Annotated in this window: 14 protein-coding genes and 1 pseudogene; 7 read left to right on the forward strand and 8 right to left on the reverse strand. The window is 69.4% G+C overall.

The window, feature by feature from the left end; genetic code table 11:
• Positions 1–215: 215 nt before the first annotated feature.
• Together ACFXHE_RS16250 and ACFXHE_RS16255 are read right to left on the reverse strand one after the other, a co-directional pair.
• Positions 216–776 carry a hypothetical protein gene (locus ACFXHE_RS16250; RefSeq protein ID WP_364614829.1) on the reverse strand — a complete coding sequence of 187 codons (561 nt, stop codon included), beginning with the start codon at positions 774–776 and terminating at the stop codon, positions 216–218.
• A gap of 38 nt (positions 777–814) precedes the next feature.
• The gene (locus tag ACFXHE_RS16255; RefSeq protein ID WP_354839364.1) at positions 815–1,204 is read right to left on the reverse strand and encodes a DUF4189 domain-containing protein; all 390 of its coding nucleotides are present in this window, start codon (positions 1,202–1,204) and stop codon (positions 815–817) included.
• A gap of 247 nt (positions 1,205–1,451) precedes the next feature.
• Here ACFXHE_RS16255 and ACFXHE_RS16260 point away from each other — a divergent pair, with 247 nt between their 5' ends.
• The 6 genes from ACFXHE_RS16260 to ACFXHE_RS16285 all read left to right on the forward strand — a co-directional run bounded on the left by ACFXHE_RS16260 (position 1,452) and on the right by ACFXHE_RS16285 (position 11,782).
• On the forward strand, positions 1,452–2,069 hold the full coding sequence (locus tag ACFXHE_RS16260; RefSeq protein ID WP_379383740.1) for a TIGR03085 family metal-binding protein: 618 nt from the start codon (positions 1,452–1,454) through the stop codon (positions 2,067–2,069).
• 126 nt (positions 2,070–2,195) lie between these two features.
• A complete protein-coding gene (locus ACFXHE_RS16265) occupies positions 2,196–5,048 on the forward strand; it encodes a BTAD domain-containing putative transcriptional regulator (RefSeq protein ID WP_379383742.1) in 2,853 nt (950 codons plus the stop codon).
• Positions 5,049–5,265: 217 nt separating this feature from the next.
• The gene (locus ACFXHE_RS16270; protein ID WP_379383744.1) at positions 5,266–7,866 is read left to right on the forward strand and encodes a DNA translocase FtsK; all 2,601 of its coding nucleotides are present in this window, start codon (positions 5,266–5,268) and stop codon (positions 7,864–7,866) included.
• 107 nt (positions 7,867–7,973) lie between these two features.
• Positions 7,974–8,798: a class I SAM-dependent methyltransferase gene (locus ACFXHE_RS16275; RefSeq protein ID WP_379383746.1), complete on the forward strand. Its 825-nt coding sequence runs from the start codon at positions 7,974–7,976 to the stop codon at positions 8,796–8,798.
• A 299-nt stretch (positions 8,799–9,097) separates the two neighbouring features.
• Positions 9,098–10,477 (forward strand): alpha/beta fold hydrolase, encoded by a 1,380-nt coding sequence (locus ACFXHE_RS16280; RefSeq protein WP_379384176.1) that lies wholly within the window; start codon positions 9,098–9,100, stop codon positions 10,475–10,477.
• 75 nt (positions 10,478–10,552) lie between these two features.
• Entirely contained in the window at positions 10,553–11,782 is a 1,230-nt protein-coding gene (locus tag ACFXHE_RS16285; RefSeq protein WP_379383748.1) for an acyl-CoA dehydrogenase family protein, read from the forward strand.
• 8 nt (positions 11,783–11,790) lie between these two features.
• Here the strand turns inward: ACFXHE_RS16285 and hutH are convergent, their stop codons facing one another.
• The 5 genes from hutH to hutU all read right to left on the reverse strand — a co-directional run bounded on the left by hutH (position 11,791) and on the right by hutU (position 18,792).
• Positions 11,791–13,380, reverse strand: coding sequence for a histidine ammonia-lyase (hutH, locus tag ACFXHE_RS16290; RefSeq protein ID WP_379383750.1), 1,590 nt, complete (start codon positions 13,378–13,380; stop codon positions 11,791–11,793).
• A gap of 64 nt (positions 13,381–13,444) precedes the next feature.
• Positions 13,445–14,854: an amino acid permease gene (locus tag ACFXHE_RS16295; RefSeq protein ID WP_379383752.1), complete on the reverse strand. Its 1,410-nt coding sequence runs from the start codon at positions 14,852–14,854 to the stop codon at positions 13,445–13,447.
• Between the two features lie 117 nt (positions 14,855–14,971).
• Complete coding sequence (gene hutG / locus ACFXHE_RS16300; protein ID WP_379383754.1) at positions 14,972–15,931, reverse strand: formimidoylglutamase; 960 nt, start codon at positions 15,929–15,931, stop codon at positions 14,972–14,974.
• The gene (hutI, locus tag ACFXHE_RS16305; RefSeq protein ID WP_379383756.1) at positions 15,928–17,115 is read right to left on the reverse strand and encodes an imidazolonepropionase; all 1,188 of its coding nucleotides are present in this window, start codon (positions 17,113–17,115) and stop codon (positions 15,928–15,930) included. Before hutI ends, hutG begins: the two co-directional genes overlap by 4 nt.
• A 6-nt stretch (positions 17,116–17,121) precedes the next feature.
• Positions 17,122–18,792 carry a urocanate hydratase gene (gene hutU, locus ACFXHE_RS16310; RefSeq protein ID WP_379383758.1) on the reverse strand — a complete coding sequence of 557 codons (1,671 nt, stop codon included), beginning with the start codon at positions 18,790–18,792 and terminating at the stop codon, positions 17,122–17,124.
• Positions 18,793–18,989: 197 nt separating this feature from the next.
• Between hutU and hutC the strand changes: the two genes are divergently transcribed.
• The gene (gene hutC, locus ACFXHE_RS16315) at positions 18,990–19,745 is read left to right on the forward strand and encodes a histidine utilization repressor (RefSeq protein ID WP_379384178.1); all 756 of its coding nucleotides are present in this window, start codon (positions 18,990–18,992) and stop codon (positions 19,743–19,745) included.
• A 4-nt stretch (positions 19,746–19,749) separates the two neighbouring features.
• Here the strand turns inward: hutC and ACFXHE_RS16320 are convergent.
• A pseudogene (locus tag ACFXHE_RS16320) lies at positions 19,750–23,094 on the reverse strand (NAD-glutamate dehydrogenase); the annotation flags it as partial.
• Positions 23,095–23,127: the final 33 nt, after the last annotated feature.

Below are 23,127 nucleotides of genomic sequence, written 5' to 3' on the forward strand. Positions count from 1 at the left end.
CAACCGCCCGAGCAGCATTCCGCTGCTCGGGCGGTTTCGCTTGTCGCACAGCCGAATCCGCTGCGAACACAGCTCCGCCCCCGACGGTTCTGCTGTCGGGGGCGGCAAAACTGGGCGGGTCTCCCCGCCAGGGCGTTCCTCCGCCGAGGCGGCGCTCCGCCGGGGGTCCTCCGCCGGAGGCGGCACTCCGCCTGGGGCGGGAACTACAAGAGTTACTACTTATCCTGGCAGGCGGCCGAATCGAGCTTCGCGGCCTTGACGATGCTGCAGGCGTAGTTGTGGTCGATCTTCCAGTCGCTGCCGTCGGCGACGAAGGAGACCGTGGCGTTCTGGACCGGCTTGCCGTCGATGGTGACGTCGGCATCGGCCTTGAGCTTGCCGTTCGCCGGGTCGCCGACGTTGGTGATCTTGATGGTGACGTTGTTGGCCTTGGCGGCGTCGACCAGCTTCTGGGCCAGCTGCGGGTCGAGGGCGGCGTCCTCGATCCAGTCGGTCTTGGTCTTGGAGTCGATGGACGGGTCGAACGCCTTGGTGACCTTGTCGTTCAGTTCCTGCACGCTCGGCTTGGGCAGATCCGCGACCGTGGTGGGGGCGGGGGCCGCGCCGGTGATCTTGCCGTCGCCCTCGGTGCTGCCGTCGAACTTGCCGGCGGGGGCAGCCGCGGAGGTGGTGGACGCGGCCTTGGTGCTGTCATCGGACTTGCTGCAGGCGACCAGGCCGAAGGCCGAGGTGGCCAGCATCAGCGCGGCGGTCGCACGAAAGATGGTGTGCTTCAACGAAATTCTCCCCGTTGTCTTGGAATGGCGCCGTCGGATTAGAGCTCGTAGCCCGTGGTGCAGTTCCAGTGAATGATGGTGGCGTCGCCGGAGTTCCGGCCCAGCGCCTGGCTCTTGGCCGCGCTGCGCGAGGAGGCCGCGCCGAAGGTGTAGTAGCCGTCGCGCGACGAGTAGGCGATCGCGCCGCAGCCGTTCGCGAAGCGCGCCACGATGTGGCAGTCGGCCTGGGGGCACGAGCTCATGGCGGCGTTCTGTGCCGAGGGGCTGTCGGAATAGTCGTAGGAGTAGCCGATATGACCCGTGGACGGCGACAGCGCGATGGCGCCGTAGTAGTAGTCCTGGTAGGCATTGGCCGGAGCCGCGGTCGCGGCCAGCAGGGAGCCGGCGGCCGCGACCATCACGGCTGCGCCGCTGACAATCTTCTTCAAAGTGTTGCCCTTCTTGTGCTTTCGGATCCACGACCCTATGGACCGAGGGATCAAGCTACCGATACGGAAAGGTTGACGCCAACCCGGATCTGTGTTTTGTGCGGTGTCCCCGAGCGGAGCGTCGCGGCCGGCCGCACTGGCACAACCGGAAGCCGTGATCACGATCAACTCCCGTCCTTATGAAGGACCGGGTGGTTCCCTTAACGCGGCCGTGCGCATTCGGACATCCCCGACTAAGGTTCCCCTTATGACTTTGGCCCAACGGGAGCGCCAGGCCCTGGTTCAGGCGATGGCCGAAGCCGGCCCGGACGCGCCCACCCTGTGCGGTGACTGGACGGCCCGAGACCTGGCCGCGCACTTGGTCGTCCGGGAACGCCGCCCCGACGCCGCCCCCGGCATCCTGCTGAAGCCCTTCGCCTCCTATCTGGACAGCGTGCAGCGCAAGGTCACCCAGCGCCCGTTCGCCGACCTGCTCGACGAGGTGCGCAGCGGCCCGCCGTTGCTCCTGCGCCCGGTCGACTCGCTGATGAACACCACCGAGATGTTCGTTCACCACGAGGACATCCGCCGCGCCGCGCCCGGCTGGGAGCCGCGCACGCTGTCCGCCGCCGATCAGAACCAGCTCTGGAAAGTGCTGACGGGCTTGGCGCGCATGGCATATCGCAAATCGCCGGTTACTGTCGCGCTCTCCACGCCCGACGGCCGCCGGACCGTCGCCCGCCAGGCCGGTGACCGCACCGTGGTGCTGGCCGGGCCGCCCTCGGAGCTGCTGCTGCATGCCTTCGGCCGCAATGCCGTTCGGCTCGAGGCCACCGGCGCCCCGGACGACGTGGCACTGGTGCATGCCCTCGACCGCAGCGTCTGACCCGTCCGCCGTCGCGACCGCCCGCCCGGCGGGAGTGGCAGCGCGCCCACCGGTCATGAAACGATCACGCGTCGAGCGGTAGCTTGCGTCCTCGGCAGTGGCCCGTGTGTGATGAGGTGGTAGGCAATGTCTTGGCAACTGGCGGTTCTCGGACCGGTCGAGTTGACGGCCGATGGCGTGCCGATTCCGCCCATGCCGCCCAAACAGCAGGCGGCGCTGGCCATGCTGGCGTGTGCGCGCGGGCGCACGGTGTCGGTCGAGGAACTGGTGGACGGCATCTGGGGTGCCGAACGGCCGAGCTCGGCGGTGGGCGCGCTCCGGAATTACGCGTGGGCGCTGCGTAAGCATCTGGCCGTGCAGCAGTCCGTGTTGCTGTCGTCGGAAGCGCGCGGCTATCGCCTGGACGGGCCGCTGCACCTGGATGTCGACCGCATCGACCGGTTGCGTGGCGAGGCGGCCGAGGCGCGCGCCGCCGGCTGCCTGGAGACCGCCGACGTCGCGCTGCGTGACGCGCTGGGCGCGTGGCGCGGTGATCCGCTGACCGGCGTGCCCGGGCCGTGGGCCGCGGCCGAACGTGCGCGGCTGCGGCGGCTGCACCGCGTCCTCACCGAGGATCTCCTCGAGCTCACCGTGCAACGCGGCGACTTCTCGCACGCCATGGCCGAATTGGCCGCGCTCATCACCGGTGATCCGCACAGCGAGCGGCTGCGCGGGCTCATGATGACGGCCCTCTACCGGGCGGGCCGCCGCACCGAGGCGCTCGAGGAATACCAGCGTATTCGCAGGCTGCTGGTGGCCGAGCAGGGCATCGAGCCGGGTCCGGCGCTGGCGGAGCTGCACCGTCAGATCCTGGCCGACGAGCTGCCCACCGTGGCAGCGGAGACCGCGCCGATCGCCGTCGTCGCGCCCAGGCCGGCCCAATTGCCGCCCGACACAGCCGATTTCACCGGCCGTCATGATCTGGTGCGGGAGTTGTGCGCCGTGCTCGGCGCGACCCGGCCGATCGTGGCCATATCCGGGATGGGCGGGGTCGGGAAGACGGCGCTGGCTCTGCATGTGGCACACCGGATCCGGGACCTGTACCCCGGCGGCCAGCTGTACGTGGATCTGTTCGGCGCGGGCGCGACGCCCGCCGAACCCGAGCACGTGCTGGGCGCGTTCCTGCGCGCACTGGGCGTGGCGCAGAAGGAGATTCCGGTCGGCGTCGCCGAGCGGGCCGCGCTGTTCCGGTCCGCCAGTAGCGGCCACCGCCTGCTGATCGTGCTCGACAATGCCTGCGACGCAGCGCAAGTCGCGCCGCTGCTGCCGGGGGACTCCGGCTGCGCGGTGCTGGTGACGGCGCGCCGCCCGCTCACCGCCCTCCCCGGTGTGCGGTCCGCGGCGCTGACGGTGCTCGAACCCGAGGAGGCCGTCACCCTGTTCACCCGCATCGTTGGCGCGGTGCGAGTGGCGGCCGAACCCGACGCGGTGCGCCGCATCGTGGAACTGTGCGGCCTGCTGCCCATGGCGGTGCGCATCGTCGCCGCGCGGGTGGCGGCCCGGCCGCAGTGGACGGTGGTCTCGGAGGCGGACCGGCTCGCGGCCGAACGCCATGACCTGGACCGCTTCCGAGCCGGGGATCTGGCGCTGACGGCCGCCTTCCGCGCGGGCTACGAGCAACTGCCGCCGGACACGGCGCGCGCTTTCCGGCTGCTCGCCGTCGCGGATCTGCCCGAGCTCTCGCTGGCCGCCACCGCCGCGGTCCTCGACACCGTCGAATCGGTGGCCGAGGACCTGTGCGAGGAGCTGGTGGACCGCGGCATGCTGGAATCGGTCGGCCGGGGCCGCTACCACTATCACGATCTGATGCGCCTGTTCGCGCTCGGCCGGCCCGACCGCGAGCGCGAACTCGATGTCACCGCCCGCCTGCTCGATTACTACCTGGCCACCATGAAAACCGTGCTGCGCGTGCGGCATCCGGGTCTGCGGCTGCGTCTCGCGCCCACCGGGCACCCTGGCACCCGCCTCGACGATCTGGACTCGACCCGCGACTTCCTCACCATCGAGCGCCGCAATCTGGCCGCCGTCTACCGGCTGGCGGTCGCGGGGACACCCCGGCATCGGGTGCTGGCGGCGGATCTGGCGCTGACCGTCGCCGAGACGGGGCTGGCCTGTGACGCCACCGTCGACCTGGTCAAGGTCCTCGAAGAGCTGGTGCAGGCCATCACCTCCGACGGTGACATCGTGGCCGCCCGCCGGGCCCGGCTGGCGCTGGTCTTCGCACTGGCCGCGGAACTGGAAGAGCCGCACGGGGCGGCCGTGCACGTGCGTGGACTGCTCGCCGACGACGATCCGGATATCGATCCCTGGACCTCCGGCGCGATTCAGGGCTTCGCGGGCGTGCTCGCCCTGCACGACGGCGACCCGGCCCGCGCCACAACGCATTTCGCGACGGCCCTCACCTACTACCGACGCGCCGACAGCTCCGAGTGCGTCCGCGTCGCGTATTCGCTGCTCGCCCGGGCCTATTCGGCGGCCGGCCGCAACCGTGACTCCCTGGCCGCCGCGGCCCGGGCGGTGGTCGGCGACAACGAGTCCGGGGTGCGCCGCAATGTGGTGTGGGGCCTGACCGAGGCCGCCTGGATTCTCAGCAGCGAGGGCGACGCCGACCGCGGCGCCCGCCTTTTCGATGCCGCCCTGGTCACCGCCCGCCGCTTCGGCAACACCCGCTTCGAATCGGTGATCCACGCCCGCGCCGCCCGCGCCGACCTGGCCGCCGGCCGCTACGCCCAGGCCGCCGACCACGCCGAACGCGCCGAGGCCACCCGGATCTCGGCCGGCGGTGCCGCCCACACCCACAATCTCCTGGTCCGCTACACGGCCCTGCGCCGCCTGGGCCGCACCCTCGACGCCGCCGAGTGCTACCGCACCGCGAGCATTCAGATCCCCGACTTCGACACCGCCCTCACCACCTGGAGCGCCCTCCCCGCGACTCGCTGATCCAGCCACGCTGCAGGCTGTGGCGGTTTTCCGGCGCGCGAATGGGCCGGTACAGCCCGGGCACGACGTAATGTGACGGGGTGGTTTCGGGCCGCTTCGAGGCGGGTGATCCCGCCGTCGGTGCTGGTTTTTGGTTGTGAGCGCCACAGTTTCTGATTCGGGTGGGCCGGGTGTTGCGGATGGTCCGGGTGGTGCTGTTGCGGCTAGCCTGGGACGCATGGCAGGTAAGGCCCGCACCGGAACGTCACGTTCGCGAGCGGCGGCTACGCGGGGGCAGGCTCCTGCACAGGCCCGCGCTCGCAGCCCACGCACCCCCGCACAGGGGCGCGGGGGAGCGGGACGGAAGGCGCCGGCGCGGCGGCCCGCTCCGCGGCGCGGGTCGAATACCGCACCGCTGGCGGTGGTTCGGCGGGGCGTCACCAGCGGCTGGACCATGATGGCGCGGGGGCTGGGCGCGACGACGCGGGCGGTCAGCCGGGCCGGGGAGATCGAGCACGGGCATCGGCGCGATGGGATCGCGTTGGGGCTGGTGGCTTTCGCCTTCGTGATCGCGGCGGCCGTGTGGATGTCGGCGGGCGGTCCGGTCGGGCACTGGGTGGATGCCGTGGTGCGCGCGGTGGCCGGATCCGCCTCGGCGGCACTGCCGTTCGTGGCGGTGGCCATCGCGGTGATTCTGATGCGGACCGAGCCGCAGCCGGAGATCCGGCCCCGGCTGGTGCTGGGCGGTCTGCTGGCCGGGCTGCCGGTGCTGGGTCTGTGGCATCTGGCGGCGGGTTCGCCGTCCGACGCGCACGGTCGCGCGCATGCCGCCGGATTCGTCGGCTATGTGGTGGGTGGTCCGCTGGGTGAGGGGCTGAGCGCCTTCCTGGCGGTGCCATTGCTCATGCTGGCCATCGGTTTCGGGCTGCTGCTGATCACCGGCACCCAGGTGCGGGATGTGCCCGCCCGGCTGCGGGAGATCTTCGGCACCGGCGCCGGCGGCGACGAATACGAGAGCTACTCCGAGGAGCGCGGCCTCTACGACCCCGACAGCTATGACGCCGACGGCTTCCCGATGCACCGGCCCGAGGTGCGCAAGCGCCGCGGCCGCACGCCGTCGGAGAACTATCCGACCGACGAGTTCGCGGGTTCCGATGCGGTCACCGAGATCATCGGCGAGCCGCCGCTGCAGGACGCCAAGGACATCGCCGCGCCGGAGGAGAAGCCGAAGCCCAAGCCGCGCAAGGCCGTCGCGAAGGTCGTCGATCAGACTCCGCCGCCGCCGGAGCCGCAGCAGCTGGAGTTCGTCACCGACCGCGAGGTGGACGGCGATTACACGCTGCCGTCGCTGTCGCTGCTCACCGACGGCGATCCGCCGAAGAAGCGCAGTGCGGCCAACGAATCCATGATCGAGGCCATCACCGAGGTGCTGGTGCAGTTCAAGATCGATGCCGCGGTCACCGGTTTCGTGCGCGGCCCGACGGTCACCCGCTACGAGGTGGAGCTGGGCCCCGGCGTGAAGGTCGAGAAGATCACCGCCCTGGCCCGCAATATCGCCTACGCGGTGGCGACCGAGAATGTCCGTCTGCTGGCGCCGATTCCGGGTAAGTCGGCTGTCGGCATCGAGGTGCCGAACGCGGACCGCGAACTGGTGCGCCTGGCCGACGTGCTGAAGGCCTCGAGCACCCGCAACGACCATCATCCGCTGGTGATCGGTCTGGGCAAGAACATCGAGGGCGAGTTCGTGGCGGCCAACCTGGCCAAGATGCCGCACCTGCTGGTGGCCGGTTCGACCGGTTCGGGTAAGTCCAGCTTCGTCAACTCCATGCTGGTCTCGCTGCTGTGCCGGGCCACCCCCGATGAGGTCCGCATGATCCTCATCGACCCCAAGATGGTGGAACTGACGCCCTACGAGGGCATTCCGCACCTGATCACCCCCATCATCACCCAGCCCAAGAAGGCCGCGGCGGCGCTGGCCTGGCTGGTGGAGGAGATGGAGCAGCGGTATCAGGACATGCAGGCCAACAAGGTCCGCCATATCGACGACTTCAACCGGAAGGTGAAGTCCGGCCAGATCACCGCGCCGCTGGGCAGCGAAAGGGTCTACCGCCCTTACCCGTACATCCTTGCCATCGTGGACGAGCTCGCCGACCTCATGATGACCGCGCCGCGTGACGTCGAGGACGCCATCGTCCGCATCACCCAGAAGGCCCGTGCCGCAGGCATTCACCTGGTGCTGGCCACCCAGCGGCCCTCGGTGGACGTGGTCACCGGTCTGATCAAGACGAATGTTCCGTCCCGCCTGGCCTTCGCGACCTCCTCGCTGACCGACTCGCGCGTCATCCTGGACCAGCCGGGCGCGGAGAAGCTCATCGGTATGGGTGACGGCCTGTTCCTGCCCATGGGCGCAAGCAAACCGACCCGTCTACAGGGCGCATTCATCTCCGACGAGGAGATCGCCGCCGTCGTCGACTTCGCCAAGACCCAGGCCGAACCCGACTACCAGGAGGGCGTCACCGCCGCCAAGGCCGGCGAGAAGAAGGACGTCGACCCCGACATCGGCGACGACCTCGACCTCCTCCTGCAGGCCATCGAACTGGTGGTCACCTCCCAATTCGGTTCCACCTCCATGCTGCAACGCAAACTCCGGGTCGGCTTCGCCAAGGCCGGCCGCCTCATGGACCTGATGGAAACCAGAGGAGTCGTCGGCCCCTCCGAAGGCTCCAAGGCCCGAGACGTCCTCATCAAACCCGACGAACTCGACGGCCTCCTCTGGACCATCCGAGGCGGCGACGGCGCGCCACCCACCTCGGATGACGCTGAGCCCGAGGACCTTTAGCCGCTCAGTCCTCGAGCCCGAGGGCGTGGCGGATGATGAGGCGGCCCTGCGTCCTCCGGGAACATTTGTCCAATCCACCGACACACCTCGGCCGGGATAGTGCACGTATGACTTTTTCCGGCAACAACTTACGCGCAGCACTGACGGGCGTGCCCGAGACGGCGTTGTGGACGCTGCGCAACCGGGCCGAGGAGGCGCAGCGCTCGGATTCCGGCTACGCCGACGAGGAGGCGGTCCGGCTCTACCGGGCGCTGGCCGGGGAGGACTTCGAGCGGTTCGGGCCGCCCAGCCAGGTCCACCCGATGCGGGCGATGGTGATCGACGAGATCATCGCGGATTTTCTCGCCGCCCACCCCGCTGGGCCGGTGGTCGCGCTCGGGGAGGGGTTGCAGACGACGTACTGGCGTCTGGGCGAACCCGCGGCCGCCTGGTTCTCCCTCGACCTGCCGGAAATGGTTGCCGCCCAGCAGCGACTGCTACCTCCGGCCCCGGCGATCACCCGCCTGGCCCGCTCGGTGCTCGACCGGTCCTGGCTCGACGAAGTGCCATCCGGCCCCGCGGTGGTCACCGCCGAAGGCCTGTTCATGTACCTTCCGCCCGCCGAGGTCCACCTGCTGATCGCGGACCTGGCCGGACATTTTCCCGGCGGCATCCTCCTCTACGACTCCATCCCGCGCGTATTCAGCGCGCTGACGATGAAGGGCAGGGTGCGGCTCAGCAATCGGTACATCGCTCCGCCGATGCCGACCAGCCAGTCCCTCCGTCAGGCGCGCCGGCTGCCCACTCGAGTCCCGGGAGTCGTTGCGTCCGAGGACCTTGTCCCGCCGATCGGGCGGGGCCGATGGGCCTCCCCGCTGCTGCGTCGGGTCGCGAGTGCTCCGGTCGTGCGCGCGCTGCGGCCCTCACTCACCCTGCTCCGATTCTCGGAGTGAGCCATCTCGCCGGGGGCTCGCCGGCGATCCGTGCGGAATCGCGGAATCACCGTGCCGGACATGATGGTTCGCCGCGGGGTAGGGTGGCGGCGGATTCGGTCGCGCCTTGGGGAGGGGTAGTGATGGGTGGAGCGTTTTCGGCGAGGTGGTTGCGGGCTGCTGCTGTGGTGGTGTGTGGGGTGGTGGCCGGTGTGGTCGCGCCGGTGGCGGGTGCTGATTCGGGGGGTGAATTGCGATGGGGGCCTTGCCCGGTCGAGGCTGAGGCGGGGGAGGCCGAGTGTGCGAGTTTGTCGGTGCCGATGGATTATGCGGTGCCGGATGGGCGGCGTATCGACATTACGGTGAGTCGGATTCCGGCCGGCGATTCGGTGCACAAGCGTGGGGTGTTGTTTGCGGGGCAGGGTGGGCCGGGGGCGGATGCTCTCGGGTTTTGGGGGTCACGAAATGTGACGGTGCCCGAGTTGCATCGGGAGTTCGATGAGATTGCGGTGCAGCCGCGTGGGTTGCGGTGGGCGACGCCGCTGCGGTGTAGGACGACCACGGCGGTGATCATCCCGGTGACCGATCGATCTGCATGTGAGAGTGCTGATCCCGGTTATCCGCGCACTATCACTACCGCGACCCTGGCGGGGGACCTGGACCAGGCGCGGCAGGCGCTCGGTGTCGATCGGATCGATTTCTACGGCGGTTCGTACGGCACGTTCCTGGGGGCCGCCTACGCGACTCTGTTCGGTCCGCATGTCGATCACATGGTGCTGGACGGGAATGTGAATCCGCAGTGGGATTGGCGGGAGCAGTTCGCGCAGGGTTGGCAGGCGCGGGAGGCGGGGTTCACCGAACTGCTCGATTGGATCGCCGGCAATGACGCCGTCTACGGGTTGGGTGATACGCGCAATGCTGTTGCCGCCGAATGGGTTCGGCAGGTTGATGCGCAGGGCGGCGGTTGGCTGGCCCGCCTCGATCCGGCGCTCGGCGGTGCGGGCGGTGTGCTCACCGTGCCGGGCCGGACGCCCGCTGCGGACGAGCTCTCCGGGCGCATCGCGAATCTGGTGCAGACCGTGCGGCATCCGAGTGGCACGACCAGTCCGACCTATGCCGCCGCCTCGACCGCGGTGTACTCACGCAACCTGTGGCCGGATTTCGCCGAGGGGATGCGCCGGTACCGCGCCGACCCGCAGCACACCGAATTCCTCACCTATCTGACCAAGAGGACCGCCTTGGATCCGACCGGCCAGTGGATGTACGACGCGATCACCTGCAACGAGGACACCGGAACCCCGGACCCGGCCGCCGTCCCCGCCGCGATCGGTGACTTCGTCTCCGGCGCGAGCATTTTCGCCTTCTTCTCCCGCCTGCAGGCTTCCGGCGCGTTCTGCGGAGCCTGGCCCGCCTCGTCCGACCGCGTCCGTGTCGACGGCACCCGCCTCGCGACCCGTCCGCTGGTGCTGCAGAGCACCCGCGACACCGCCACCCCCGCCGCGGGTGGTCCCGCCATGGCCACCGCCCTGAACGGCACCCTGGTCTGGGTGGACGGCACCGACCACGGCTCGTTCGGCCGCGGCAACTCGCCCGTCGACGAGGCGGTCGTGCGCTATCTCGAATCGGGTGATGTCACTCTCGCGGCGGCTACGGCCGCGGCCATCACCACACCCAACCCGCCCGCCGAGCTGCCGGGCTGATCTCACCGGCGGCCGAAGTAGAACGTGTTCTATATTCGGGGTAACCGTTCCGGCGAGCCCTCGGGAGTTCACTACATGTACCAGTGGTCCGACGAAGACCTGATGTTCCGCGATGCCCTGCGCGGATTCATCGACAAGGAGATCAAGCCCAACGTCGAGCAGCTGGAAAGTGGTGCGCTGCCGCCCTTCGACACCATCCGCAAGCTGTACGCGACCTTCGGCCTGGACGAGTTGGCTCGCGAAGGGCTGGAGAAGGCCTTTGCGCGGGAAGAGGGTGGCGCAGAGAACAAGCCGGGCAAGTCCGGTGGCGGGTTCAGTGGATCGGGCAGCATGGGCGTGATCCTGAACAGTGAGCTCGCCGGCATCAGCCTGGGCCTGGTGGCCTCGATGGGCGTGAGCCTCGGCCTCACCGTCGGCACCATTCGCAGCCGCGGCACCCTGGCACAGAAGAAGCGTTGGCTGCCCGAGCTGGTCACCTTCGAGAAGGTCGGCGCCTGGGCCATCACCGAACCCGATTCGGGCTCGGACGCTTTCGGCGGCATGAAGTCCTACGTCCGCCGCGACGGCGAGGACTACATCCTCAACGGCCGGAAGACCTTCATCACCAACGGCCCGTACGCGGACGTCACCGTCGTCTACGCCAAGCTCGACGAGGAGGACGGCACCGACCGCCGCGACCGCAAGGTGCTCACCTTCGTGCTCGACAAGGGCATGCCCGGCTTCACCCAGAGCGCCGCCTTCAAGAAGATGGGCATGAACTCCTCGCCCACCGGCGAACTGTTCTTCGACAATGTCCGCATCACCCCCGACCGGCTGCTCGGCGAAACCGAGAATCCGGCCAAGGGCGACGGAAAGGACAGTGCCAAGGAATCTTTCGCCGCCGAGCGCATCGGCATCGCCTCGCTGGCGTTGGGCATTATCAACGAATGCCACCGGCTCAGCGTCGATTACGCCAAGTCACGCAAGCTGTGGGGCAAGGAGATCGCCCAGTTCCAGCTCATCCAGCTCAAGCTGGCCGAGATGGAGATCGCGCGAATCAATGTGCAGAACATGGTGTTCAACGCCATCGAGCGCACCGCCGCGGGCGAGAAGGTCTCCCTCGCCGAGGCCTCGGCCATGAAGCTGTACTCCTCGCGCGCGGCCACCGAGGTCGCCATGGAGGCCGTGCAGCTCTTCGGCGGCAACGGCTACATGGCCGAGTACAAGGTGGAGCAGCTCGCCCGCGACGCCAAGTCGCTCATGATCTACGCGGGCAGCAACGAAATTCAGGTCACCCACATCGCCAAGGGCCTGCTCGGCGGGTAACCCCGCACTCAGGACAGCGGGCCCACCACGGATTCGGCGCCGGCCAGCAACTCGCCCGAGGCCGCCAGCTGCACGACCGCTTCGATCTCCGGTGCCAGGTAGCGGTCGGCGCCCGGTCCCTCGACCACCTCGCGAATCCGGTCGCGGACCGCGGCGGTCGCGGGGGACGGTTCCAGCGGAGCCCGCAGATCCAGGGCGCGGGCCGCGGTGAGGGCCTCGATGGCCAGCACCCGGGTCAGGCCGTCGATGGCGCGACGCAGCTTGCGAGCCGCGGACCAGCCCATCGACACGTGGTCCTCCTGCATCGCCGAGGAGGGGATCGAGTCCACGCTCGCGGGCGCGGCCAGGCGCTTGAGCTCGGAGACGATCGCGGCCTGGGTGTACTGGGCGATCATGTGGCCGCTGTCGACGCCGGGATCGTCGGCCAGGAACGGCGGCAGGCCGTGGTTGCGGGCCCGGTCCAGGAAGCGGTCGGTGCGCCGCTCGCTGATACTGGCCACATCGGCGACGACGATGGCCAGGAAGTCCAGCACGTAGGCCACAGGCGCACCGTGGAAGTTGCCGTTGGACTCCACCCGGCCGTCGAGGGTGACCACCGGATTGTCCACGGCGCTGGACAATTCGTAGGACGCGATCCGTTCGGCGTGCGCGAGGGTGTCGCGCGCGCCGCCCGCGACCTGCGGGGCACAGCGCAGCGAGTAGGCGTCCTGCACCACCGTGCAGTCGGGGGTCGCGTGGCTGGCCACGATGCCCGAACCCTGCAGCAGCCGAACCATATTCGAGGCGGCGAGCGCCTGACCCGGCTGTGGGCGCAGGGCCTGCAGGTCGGCGGCGAACACCTTGTCGGTGCCGAGCAGGCCCTCGACGCTCATCGACGCGGTCACGTCGGCCAGGCGGAAGAGCCGGCGCAGGTCGTGGCAGGCCAGTACGAGCATGCCGAGCATGCCGTCGGTGCCGTTGATCAGCGCCAGGCCCTCCTTCTCCGCGAACACCACCGGCTCGAGGCCGGCCGCGGCAAGCGCCTGCGCGGCCGGCATGAGCGTGCCGTCCGCATCGCGGACCATGCCCTCACCCATCACCGCGAGGGCGACGTGCGACAGGGGAGCCAGGTCGCCGGAACAGCCGAGGCTGCCGTACTCGTGCACGACCGGCGTGATCCCCGCCGACAGCAGCGCGGCGTACGCCTGGGCGACCTCCACGCGCACGCCGGTCCGGCCGGTCGCCAGCGTGGACAGCCGCAGCAGCATGAGGGCACGGATCACCTCACGCTCGACCTCGGGCCCCGAACCGGCCGCATGCGAGCGAACCAGGCTGCGCTGCAACTGAGTTCGCAGTTCCAGCGGAATGTGCCGGGTGGCCAGGGCGCCGAAACCGGTCGATACGCCATAGACCGGCTTCGGGTCGGCCGCCAGCGACTCGATCCGGGTGCGGCTCGCGGCGATCACGGTGAGCGCGTCCTCCGACAGCCGCACGGTGGCATTGCCACGGGCGACCCGGACCACGTCCTCGGGGGTGAGGGCGCCGACGCCGACGACGACTTCGGTGTCGGATGCCGCCGCGGCGTGCTGCTCGGAAAGTCGGAGGGTGTTCGCGTTCATCGTGTTGTTGTCCAATCCAATCTGCGGTTAGGGAAGAGCTCTGCGCTCAGGAAGAGCTGTGCGGTCAGGGAAGAGCGATTTCGGGCGCCGGGTCCGTGAGGGCTACCGGTGCGGGTTGCGTTGCGGGCCGAACCCACAGCCGATAGGCGGCGGTGAGCAGGACCAGCCAGACGGCTCCGACGACGAGCGCCACCCGGGTGTCGGCGTCGAAGGCGAGCAGGACGATCACGAAGGCCAGGCCCGCGATGGCGAAGATCGGCAGGTAGGGCCACAGCGGTACCGGGAACTTCAGCGCGGCAGCCTCTTCCGCGCTCATCTGCCGGCGCGAGCGGAAGTGGGACACCAGGATCATCAGCCAGACGAAGACCGTGGCGAAGGTGGCGATGGAGGCGATGACCACGAAGACCCGGTCCGGGATCAGGTAGTTGAGCATCACGCCGACCAGCAGGGCCGACACCATGATCACGACCGTCATCCACGGCACACCGTTGCGGGAGACCCGCCGCATCACGGCCGGGGCCTGCCCGCGCAGGGCCATGCCGTACATCATCCGGCCCGCGCCGAAGATATTGCTGTTGATGGCCGACAGCGCGGCCGTGATCACCACGACGTTCAGCACGGTCGCCGCGGACCCCAGGCCCAGGCTCTTGAAGATCTGCACGAACGGGCTGCCCTCGTCGCCGATCTGGTTCCACGGCGTGACGGCCATGATCACGGTCAGGGTCAGAACGTAGAAAAGCATGATCCGCGCGGGGACGGTGTTGATCGCCCGCGGAATCGTCCGCTCGGGATTCTCCGCCTCGCCCGCGGTGACGCCGATGATCTCCGAACCGCCGAACGCGAACATGACGATCGCGAAGCACCCGAGGAAGCCGCCCACGCCGTTGGCGAAGAATCCGCCGCCGGCATGCAGGTTGGACAGGCCGGTGCTGGTGTCGTGGATGCCGAATCCCCAGATCAGCACGGCGGTTCCGCCCGCGATCATGGCGATGATCGCGACCACCTTGATCAGGCTGAACCAGAACTCGAGCTCGCCGAACACCTTGACGTTGAGCAGGTTGATCGCGCCGATGAAGAAGACGATCGCCAGCACCCAGATCCACCGGGGGACATCCGGGAACCAGAACCCCATGTAGACACCGAAGGCGGTGGTGTCGGCCAGCAGCACGATGACCATCTCGAAGATGTAGGTCCAGCCGGTCATGAACCCGGCCAGTGGGCCGATGTGCTGGCTGGCGTACTCACCGAACGACCCGGACACCGGGTTGCGGACCGCCATTTCGCCCAGCGCCCGCAGCACGATGAAGATCACGGCGCCGCCGATCAGGTAGGCCAGCAGCACCGAAGGGCCGGCCTGTTTGATCGCCTCGGCCGACCCGTAGAAGAGGCCGGTGCCGATGGCCGAACCGAGTGCGATGAATCGGATGTGGCGGGCGGTGAGACCCCGGGTCAGGGTCGAGGAGATGTCTTTCACGGATCGGACTCCCTGGTGTTGTTCATAACGCAGCCCGACAGGGATTGTGAGTGCGTTCACATATGTATAGGGCTGTCTATACAACTGTGTCAAGAGTGGGTAGTTACACAACGGCAACTAATCTAGTTGGCCGTCGCGCCGAGTCGCGATCCGGTGGATCAGCCGAGCGGCGGTGCGCGCGGTCCGGTGGTCGATATCGAGCTCCGGATTCAGCTCCGCCACATCCAGCAGCGCCAGCTTGCCGCTGCCCGCGACCAGGTCACACACCCGCTCGATCACCTCGAGCGGCACGCCGTACGCGGCCGGAGCGCTGACGCCGGGTGCGACCGGTGCAGGGAGCACATCCAGGTCAATGGTCAGATACACGACATCGACGGTGGCCAGGAACTGCTCGACGAAACCCCGCACCCCGGGCATATCCGTGACGGTGCAGTCCTCGTCGAGCCGATAGTGCACTCCAAGCGCCGCGGCCGTGTCGAACAGTGCCACGGTGTTGCTCGGCTGCGAGATGCCGAGCACCGCATAGTTGAGCACCCGCCCGGCCGCCGCCTCGCCCTCGGCCATCTGCCGGAAGGGTGTCCCGGAACTGGGCGTCGGGTCGGCACGCAGATCGAAATGGGCATCGAGGTTGAGCACGCCCAGTCGCCCCCCGGCCGCGACCGCGGCCCCGGCGGCGATGCCGAGATAGCTGGCGTAGGCCACCTCGTGCCCACCGCCGAGCACCGTCACGAAATGCCCGCCATCGAGCAATTCGGTCACCACTGCGCCCAGTCGCCGCTGCCCGGATTCGAGATCCCCGTCCTCGACCGCCACGTCACCGGCGTCCATGACGCGTGCCGGGCCGGGTAGCGCCATGGACGACAGTGCCTGCCGCAGGGCGGCCGGGCCGGCGGCAGCTCCGGTCCGCCCCTTGTTGCGACGGACCCCCTCATCGCTGCGGAATCCGACCAGAACGCTTGCCCCGGGCGGGGTTTCGGGGGTGAACGGGGATATCGCGCTGTGCCAGCGCAGATGTGCCGGGCCCGGGCCGTCGTCGCGACCGGACCAGGGGGCGGGCGGATGATCGACAGCGGTCACAGCCGGTGCCCGTCCTTCCAGATCTCGCGCACCAGCGCCACTCCCGGCCGGTATGCCAGGTACAGGTGCGAGGGTGCGTCCAGTGCGATCAGATCGGCGCGTGCGCCGACCCGGATGTGCCCGATGTCGTTGCGCCGCAAGGCCGCCGCGCCGCCCGCGGTCGCTGCCCACACGGCTTCGTCGGGGCTCATGTGCATTTCGCGCACGGCCAGTGCGATGCAGAACGGAATGCTCGTGGTGTAGCAGGTGCCCGGATTGCAGTCGGCGGCCAGGGCGACGGTCACGCCCGCGTCGAGCAGGGCTCGCGCGTCGGGATATTTGTTGCGCGTGGAGAAGTCGGCTCCCGGCAGCAGGGTGGCGACCGTGCTGCTCGCCGCCAGCGCCTCGATGTCCTCGCCGGTGGTGTAGGTGACGTGATCGACCGAGGCCGCGCCCAGCTCCGCCGCCAGCTGGACGCCGGCGCCGTAGCTGAGCTGGTTGCCGTGCACCCGCGGCGTGAGCCCGGCCGCGATACCGGCCTCGAGCACGGCACGCGACTGGTCGGCGTCGAAGGCGCCCTCCTCGCAGAAGACGTCGATCCAGCTCGCGTGCGAGGCGCACGCGGGAATCATCTCGTCGATGACCAGCCGCACATAATCGTCGGTGCGCCCGGCGAATTCCGGTGGCGTGACATGCGCCGCCAGCAGGGTCGTCTCCGACGTGTGCCGGCCGGCGATCTCGAGGCTCCGCAACTCGTCGGCAACGGTCTGCCCGTAGCCCGACTTCGTTTCGATCGTGGTGGTTCCGGTCCGCAGGGCCTCGGCGACCAGCCGGGCGACATTGGCGCTCAGCGCCGTGTCGGTGGCCGCCCGGGTCGCGGCGATGGTCGTCCGGATGCCGCCCGCGCTGTAGGGCGCGCCCGTCATGCGGGCCGCGAATTCCTCCGACCGCTCACCGCCGAACACCAGATGCGCATGGCTGTCGACGAATCCGGGCAGGGCGGCGCGGCCTTCCAGGTCCACCCGGGTGCCGGCGCTGCCCTCGGGCAGGCGCGTCCGCGGGCCGACCCACTGGATCAGGCCGTCGCCGAGCACCACCGCCGCATCCCGGATCACGCCGAGCGGGCCCGCGCCGATCCCGGGATCATTGGTCACCAGGGCGCCGATATTGTCGATGACCGTCCACTGCGCGGATTCGTTGTGCATATGAGTTCAGTTCTCCTGCATCGGGATTCGTACGCCGCGCGTGGCGGCGACATCGGCCGCGTGCTGGTAGCCGGCGTCGACGTGGCGGATCACGCCCATGGCGGGATCGTTGGACAGCACCCGCTCGAGCTTGCGGGCGGCCAGTTCGGTGCCGTCGGCGATGCACACCTGCCCGGCGTGGATGGAACGGCCCATACCCACTCCGCCGCCGTGGTGGATCGACACCCATGATGCCCCGGACGCGGTGTTGACCAGGGCATTGAGCAGCGGCCAGTCGGCGATGGCGTCGGAGCCGTCGGCCATGGCCTCGGTCTCGCGGTAGGGGGAGGCGACCGAACCGGAGTCCAGGTGGTCACGGCCGATGGCGACCGGCGCCGACAGCTCCCCGGAGGCGACCATCTCGTTGAACTTCAGTCCCGCCCGGTGGCGTTCGCCGTAACCCAGCCAGCAGATGCGGGCGGGCAGGCCCTCGAAGTGGACCTTCTCCCCGGCCATGGTGATCCACCGCTTGAGGTGCTCGTTCTCCGGGAACAGCTCGAGGATGGCCTGGTCGGTGGCGGCGATGTCCTTCGGGTCACCGGACAGGGCGGCCCAGCGGAACGGGCCCAGGCCCTCTTCGAATAGCGGCCGGATGTAGGCGGGCACGAATCCCGGGAATTCGAAGGCCCGCTCGTAGCCGCCCTTGCGGGCCTCGTCGCGGATGGAGTTGCCGTAGTCGAACACCTCGGCGCCGGCGTCCTGGAAGCCGACCATGGCCTCGACGTGGGCGGCCATGGACTTGCGGGCCTCGGTGGTGAACCAGGCGGGATCCTCGGCGGCGCGGCGGTGCCAGTCGGCCACGTCGACGCCGATCGGCAGGTAGGACAGCGGGTCGTGGGCCGAGGTCTGGTCGGTCACGATGTCGATCGGCGCGCCCATGGCGAGCAGGCGCGGGAAGATCTCCGCGGCATTGCCGACCACGCCGATGGACAGCGGTTCCCGCGCGTCGCGCTTCTGGACGGCCAGTTCCAGTGCGGCGTCGAGGCTTTCGGCCTTGGTGTCGAGGTAGCCGTGCGCGATGCGGCGATCGATGCGGGTGACGTCGACGTCGACGCACAGCGCCACACCGTCGTTCATGGTCACCGCGAGCGGCTGCGCGCCGCCCATGCCGCCGACGCCGGCGGTCAGGGTGATGGTGCCGGCGAGGGTGCCGCCGAAACGCTTGCGCGCCACCGCGCCGAAGGTCTCGTAGGTGCCCTGGAGGATGCCCTGGCTGCCGATGTAGATCCACGAGCCCGCGGTCATCTGGCCGTACATCATGAGGCCCTCGGCCTCGAGCTTGCGGAACTGCTCCCAGTTGGCCCAGTCGCCGACGAGGTTGGAGTTGGCCAGCAGGACGCGCGGCGCCCATTCGCTGGTGCGCATCACGCCGACCGGCTTGCCGGACTGAACCAGCAGCGTCTCATCGTCTTTCAGGGTGGTCAGCGTGCGCACGATGGCGTCGTAGGCATCCCAGCTGCGGGCGGCGCGGCCGGTGCCGCCGTAGACGACCAGATCGTCGGGACGCTCGGCGACCTCGGGGTCGAGGTTGTTCATCAGCATGCGCAGGGCGCCCTCCTGCTGCCAGCCGAGGCAGTTCAGTTCGGTGCCGCGCGGCGCACGGACCGGGCGGGGGCCGGACGTGGGGTTGGTGGTCATCGGGACTCCTGTGTATGGGCTGATCGTGACGCCCATAACACCCCGGATTCGACGCCTGGAACAGCGTCGGCGCGAGAGATTCTCGGATCCGAGACACCTGACCGCTGCGGGGCGCCGCCGGAGCGCCGATACACTTGGGCCCGAACGGGCGGGTGTCCACCGATGGGCAGGATGTGGAACAGGTGACGAATGTGGCGATGGACGAGGTGGATATAGCGTCGCTGTATCGGGCTCGCGGCCATGGAGCAGCCCCGGCGTATCAGCGCGTCAAGGATCTGATCACCGAGCAGATCGTCTCGGGGCGCTGGCGGGAGGGCGAGCTGCTGCCGTCGGAGAATCAGCTGGTCGGTGCACTGGGACTGTCGCGCATGACGATCAATCGCGCGCTGCGGGAGCTGAGCGCGGACGGTCTGGTGGTCCGGCTGACCGGTGTCGGCACATTCGTGGCCGAGCGGAAGGTCAGTTCGGCGCTGGTCGAGGTGCGCAATATCGCCGACGAGATCGGGGACCGGGGCCACCGGCATCGGGCCGAGGTGGTGTCGCTGGAGCAGCGCCCGGCGGATTCGGTGATCGCGCAGGATCTCGGCGTCGCCGAGGGCAGCCCCGTATTCCATTCGAAGCTGGTGCATTTCGAGAATGGACTGCCGATCCAGCTGGAGGATCGCTTCGTGAATCCCGAGCTCGCGCCGCGCTATCTGGAACAGGACTTCACGACCACGACACCCAATACGTACCTGGTGTCGGTGGCTCCGCTCGGTCGTGGCGAGCATGTGGTGGAGGCGGTGCTGCCGACCCCCGACGAGTGCGCCCTGCTCGGGCTCACCGAGTCGGAGCCGTGTCTGCTGATCCGCCGCCGTACCTGGTCGGAGGACCGGCTGGTCAGTTCGGCACGGCTGCTGCATCCCGGTTCCCGCTACCGGCTCGCGGGAACCTTCGACGCGCAGACTTCCTGAGGGGTTACCCGGTGCGGACCAGGCCGCGGATCTGACGCACCGCCACGGACATGGCGGCCACATCGGCGGCCGGGCTCTCGAGGATTTCGGTGAGGGTGGAGCTGGTCCGGTGGATGCGGGTGGCGTTGCGGGTCGCCCACCGGGCGATGGTGTCGGCGGGCGGCTCGGCCGGATCGGGCCGGTCCGCCAGCAGCCCCAGGCACAGCAGACGCAGGGATCCGTACACGTCGTCGCGCAGGGCGAGGCGGGCCATCGAACCCCAGCGGTCCTCGGTCGACAGGCGCGAAACCGATTGCAGCAGACGCACTGTGCCCAGATGCTGGCTCAGCGCGTAGTACAGCCCGGCCACGTCGGCCACCTCGTGACCGCCCGCGTCGGCGACTTCGATGATGTCGAGCAACCCGAACTGGTCGAGCAGCAGGTGCACCCGGGCGGCCAGCTCGTGCGGCACCCCGGCGTCGATCGAGTCGGCGATGCGGCCGTGCAGGTCCGCCAGTTCACGGTCGCGCAGCCATTCCGGGACCAGATGGGCGTGTGCCGCCAGTCGCGGGGCGAATCTGCCTGTCTCGGTGGCGATGTCGAGCGGCTGCGGGCGGTTGGCCAGCAGCCAGCGCACCGCCCGGTCGAGCACCCGCTGCGTGGTGCGGACGAGCCCGTTGGTCACCACCGCGGGCAGTCCACTGCTGGCGATGTCGTCCCAGAGGCGGTGCAGCCCGAAGACGCGGGTGGCGACGAGATAGGCGCGCACCACGTCCGGCCCGCCGGCCGCGGAGTCCTCGGCCAGCCGGAAGACGACACTGATTCCGCCGTGGTCGATCACATCGTTGGCGAGCTGCGTCGCCACGATCTCGCGGTGCAGCGGGTGCTCGGACACGCTGTCGCCGAAGCGTTCTCGCAGTGAGGCGGGGAAGTAGGCGAGCAGATGATCGTGCATCGCGGGGTCGTCGGGCAGGTCGCCGGCGAGCAGTTCGTCCTTGATCGCGAGTTTGGCGTGCGCCAGCAGAGTCGCCAGTTCCGGGGAGGTCAGACCGCGCCCGCTGTCGGCGCGGCGGGTGAGCTCGTTCGCGTCGGGCAGCGCCTCCAGGGCCCGGACCAGTCCGCGCCGGGCCTCCAGTTGCGCGATCATGCGGGCGTGCACGCCGATGCGGGCGGCCGCGTCGGCCCGGCTCACGCCCAGGACCCGGTTCTGGGAACGGTTGTCCCGCAGGACGATCCGGCCGACCTCGCCGGTCATATCGGCCAGCAGCCCGTCGCGTTCGGTCCGGTCCACCCGGCCCGCCGACATCATGCCGTCCAGCAGAATCTTGATGTTCACCTCATGGTCGGAGCAGTCGACCCCGGCCGAGTTGTCCAGGGCGTCGGTGTTGATTCTGCCTCCGCCGCAGGCGTATTCGATGCGGCCGCGGGCGGTGAATCCGAGGTTGCCGCCCTCGCCGACCACGGTGGCCCGCACGTCGGCGGCGTTCACCCGCACGCCGTCATTGGCCTTGTCGCCGACGTCGGCGTGTGATTCGGTGGCGGCCTTGACGTAGGTACCCACGCCGCCGTTCCACAGCAGGTCGACGGGTGCGCGCAGGATCGCGCGGATGACCTCGTTCGGTGGCGCCGCCGTGACCGACTCCGGAAGCCCGAGTGCGGCACGGACTTCGGGACCGAGGGGCACCGATTTCGCCGATCGCGGCCACACCCCGCCGCCGGCGCTGATGAGGGTGGGATCGTAGTCCGCCCAGGACGAGCGGGGCAGTTCGAACAGTCGCCGGCGTTCGGCGTAGGAGACCGCTGCCCGCGGCTGCGGGTCGAGGAAGATGTGCCGGTGGTCGAACGCGGCGACCAGCCTGATGTGCTCGCTGAGCAGCATGCCGTTGCCGAAGACGTCGCCGCTCATATCGCCGATCCCGGCCACCGTGAAGTCGGCGGTGCTGGTGTCGCGGCCCATTTCGTGGAAGTGGCGTTCGACGCTCTCCCACGCGCCGCGGGCGGTGATGCCCATCGCCTTGTGGTCGTAGCCGACCGATCCGCCCGAGGCGAACGCGTCGCCGAGCCAGAAGCCGTAGCCCGCCGCGACATCGTTGGCGATGTCGGAGAAGGTCGCGGTGCCCTTGTCCGCAGCCACCACCAGGTAGGTGTCGTCGCCGTCGTGGCGGACGACGTCGCGGGCCGGGAGCACGGCTCCCGTGGCCGCGTCGATATTGTCGGTGACGTCGAGCAGGCCGGCGATGAACTGCCGGTAGCAGGTGATGCCCTCGGCCAGGTGGGCGGCGCGGTCGGCCGCGTCGTCGCCGGTGGGCCGCGGGGGTTGTTTGACGACGAATCCGCCCTTGGCGCCGACCGGCACGATGACGGCGTTCTTCACCGCCTGCGCCTTGACCAGTCCGAGGACCTCGGTGCGCAGGTCCTCCTTGCGGTCCGACCAGCGCAGGCCGCCGCGCGCCACCGCGCCGAACCGCAGATGCACGCCCTCGACCCGGGGCGAGTAGACGAAGATCTCGAATCGTGGCCTGGGATGGGGGAGTTCGTCGATTCGCTGCGGGTCCAGCTTGATCGACAGCGCCGTCGCCTTGCCGTCGCGCACGAAGTAGTTGGTGCGCAGCGTGTTTCGCACCAGCGTGGTGAGGGCGCGCAGAATGCGGTCCGCTTCGAGCCCGACGACCCGGCCGATGGCGTCGTTGAGCCGGTCGGTCACGTCGGCCTCGGCCGCTGCGGAGTGCCCGTCCGGTGCGAACCGCGCGTGGAACAGGTCCGTCAGCAGCCGCGCGGATTCGGGATGTGCGGCAAGGACTTCCGCGATCCGTTCCGGGCTGTACGGGAATCCGCTCTGCCGCAGGTACTTCGCGTACGCCCGCAGTACCGACACCGGACGCCAGGCCAATCCCGCGCCCAGCACCAGGCGGTTGAAGGTGTCGCTCTCGGCGTCGCCCCGCCAGGCGGCGGCGAAGGCTTCGGTGAAGCGGGTGTGCGTGCCGTCGTCGGGTGCCGGTTCGCTGTCGAAGGCCAGGCCGAAGTCGTATATCCAGCATTGGTTTCCGGCCGAATCGTCGACCGGGTAGGTGCGTTCGTCCAGGACTTCCACGCCGAGGGACTGGATGACCGGCAGGATGCGGCTGAGCGAGACGGCCGCGCCGGCGATGTAGAGCGTGAGCCGCAACCGTCCGCGCGCCCGCCCGGTGGGTGGGTACAGGGCCACGTCGCACGAGTCGGGGTGCAGCGTTTCGATGCGGGCGATGTCGGCGGCGGCCCGGCCGGGGTCGAAATCGTGTTTGTACCACTCGGGCAGGGACCGGGAGTACGCCTTCGCCAGGGTGTGGTCTGCCATGTGTGCGTAGAGGTCGTCGTCCCAGTCCTGCGTCATTGTCGGAAATCTCCCCGTTGCGGCGGTTGTATA

Source organism: Nocardia sp. NPDC059229 (assembly GCF_042754165.1).
Taxonomy (GTDB): Bacteria; Actinomycetota; Actinomycetes; order Mycobacteriales; family Mycobacteriaceae; genus Nocardia.

What these genes read in the sequence shown, in the direction of transcription:
- ACFXHE_RS16260 (WP_379383740.1), top strand. Translation starts at nt 1,452, where the DNA reads ATGACTTTGGCCCAACGGGAGCGCCAGGCCCTGGTTCAGGCGATGGCC.
- ACFXHE_RS16265 (WP_379383742.1), top strand. Translation starts at nt 2,196, where the DNA reads ATGTCTTGGCAACTGGCGGTTCTCGGACCGGTCGAGTTGACGGCCGAT.
- ACFXHE_RS16270 (WP_379383744.1), top strand. Translation starts at nt 5,266, where the DNA reads ATGGCAGGTAAGGCCCGCACCGGAACGTCACGTTCGCGAGCGGCGGCT.
- ACFXHE_RS16275 (WP_379383746.1), top strand. Translation starts at nt 7,974, where the DNA reads ATGACTTTTTCCGGCAACAACTTACGCGCAGCACTGACGGGCGTGCCC.
- ACFXHE_RS16280 (WP_379384176.1), top strand. Translation starts at nt 9,098, where the DNA reads ATGGATTATGCGGTGCCGGATGGGCGGCGTATCGACATTACGGTGAGT.
- ACFXHE_RS16285 (WP_379383748.1), top strand. Translation starts at nt 10,553, where the DNA reads ATGTACCAGTGGTCCGACGAAGACCTGATGTTCCGCGATGCCCTGCGC.
- hutH (WP_379383750.1), bottom strand. Translation starts at nt 13,380, where the DNA reads ATGAACGCGAACACCCTCCGACTTTCCGAGCAGCACGCCGCGGCGGCA.
- hutI (WP_379383756.1), bottom strand. Translation starts at nt 17,115, where the DNA reads ATGCACAACGAATCCGCGCAGTGGACGGTCATCGACAATATCGGCGCC.
- hutU (WP_379383758.1), bottom strand. Translation starts at nt 18,792, where the DNA reads ATGACCACCAACCCCACGTCCGGCCCCCGCCCGGTCCGTGCGCCGCGC.
- hutC (WP_379384178.1), top strand. Translation starts at nt 18,990, where the DNA reads ATGGACGAGGTGGATATAGCGTCGCTGTATCGGGCTCGCGGCCATGGA.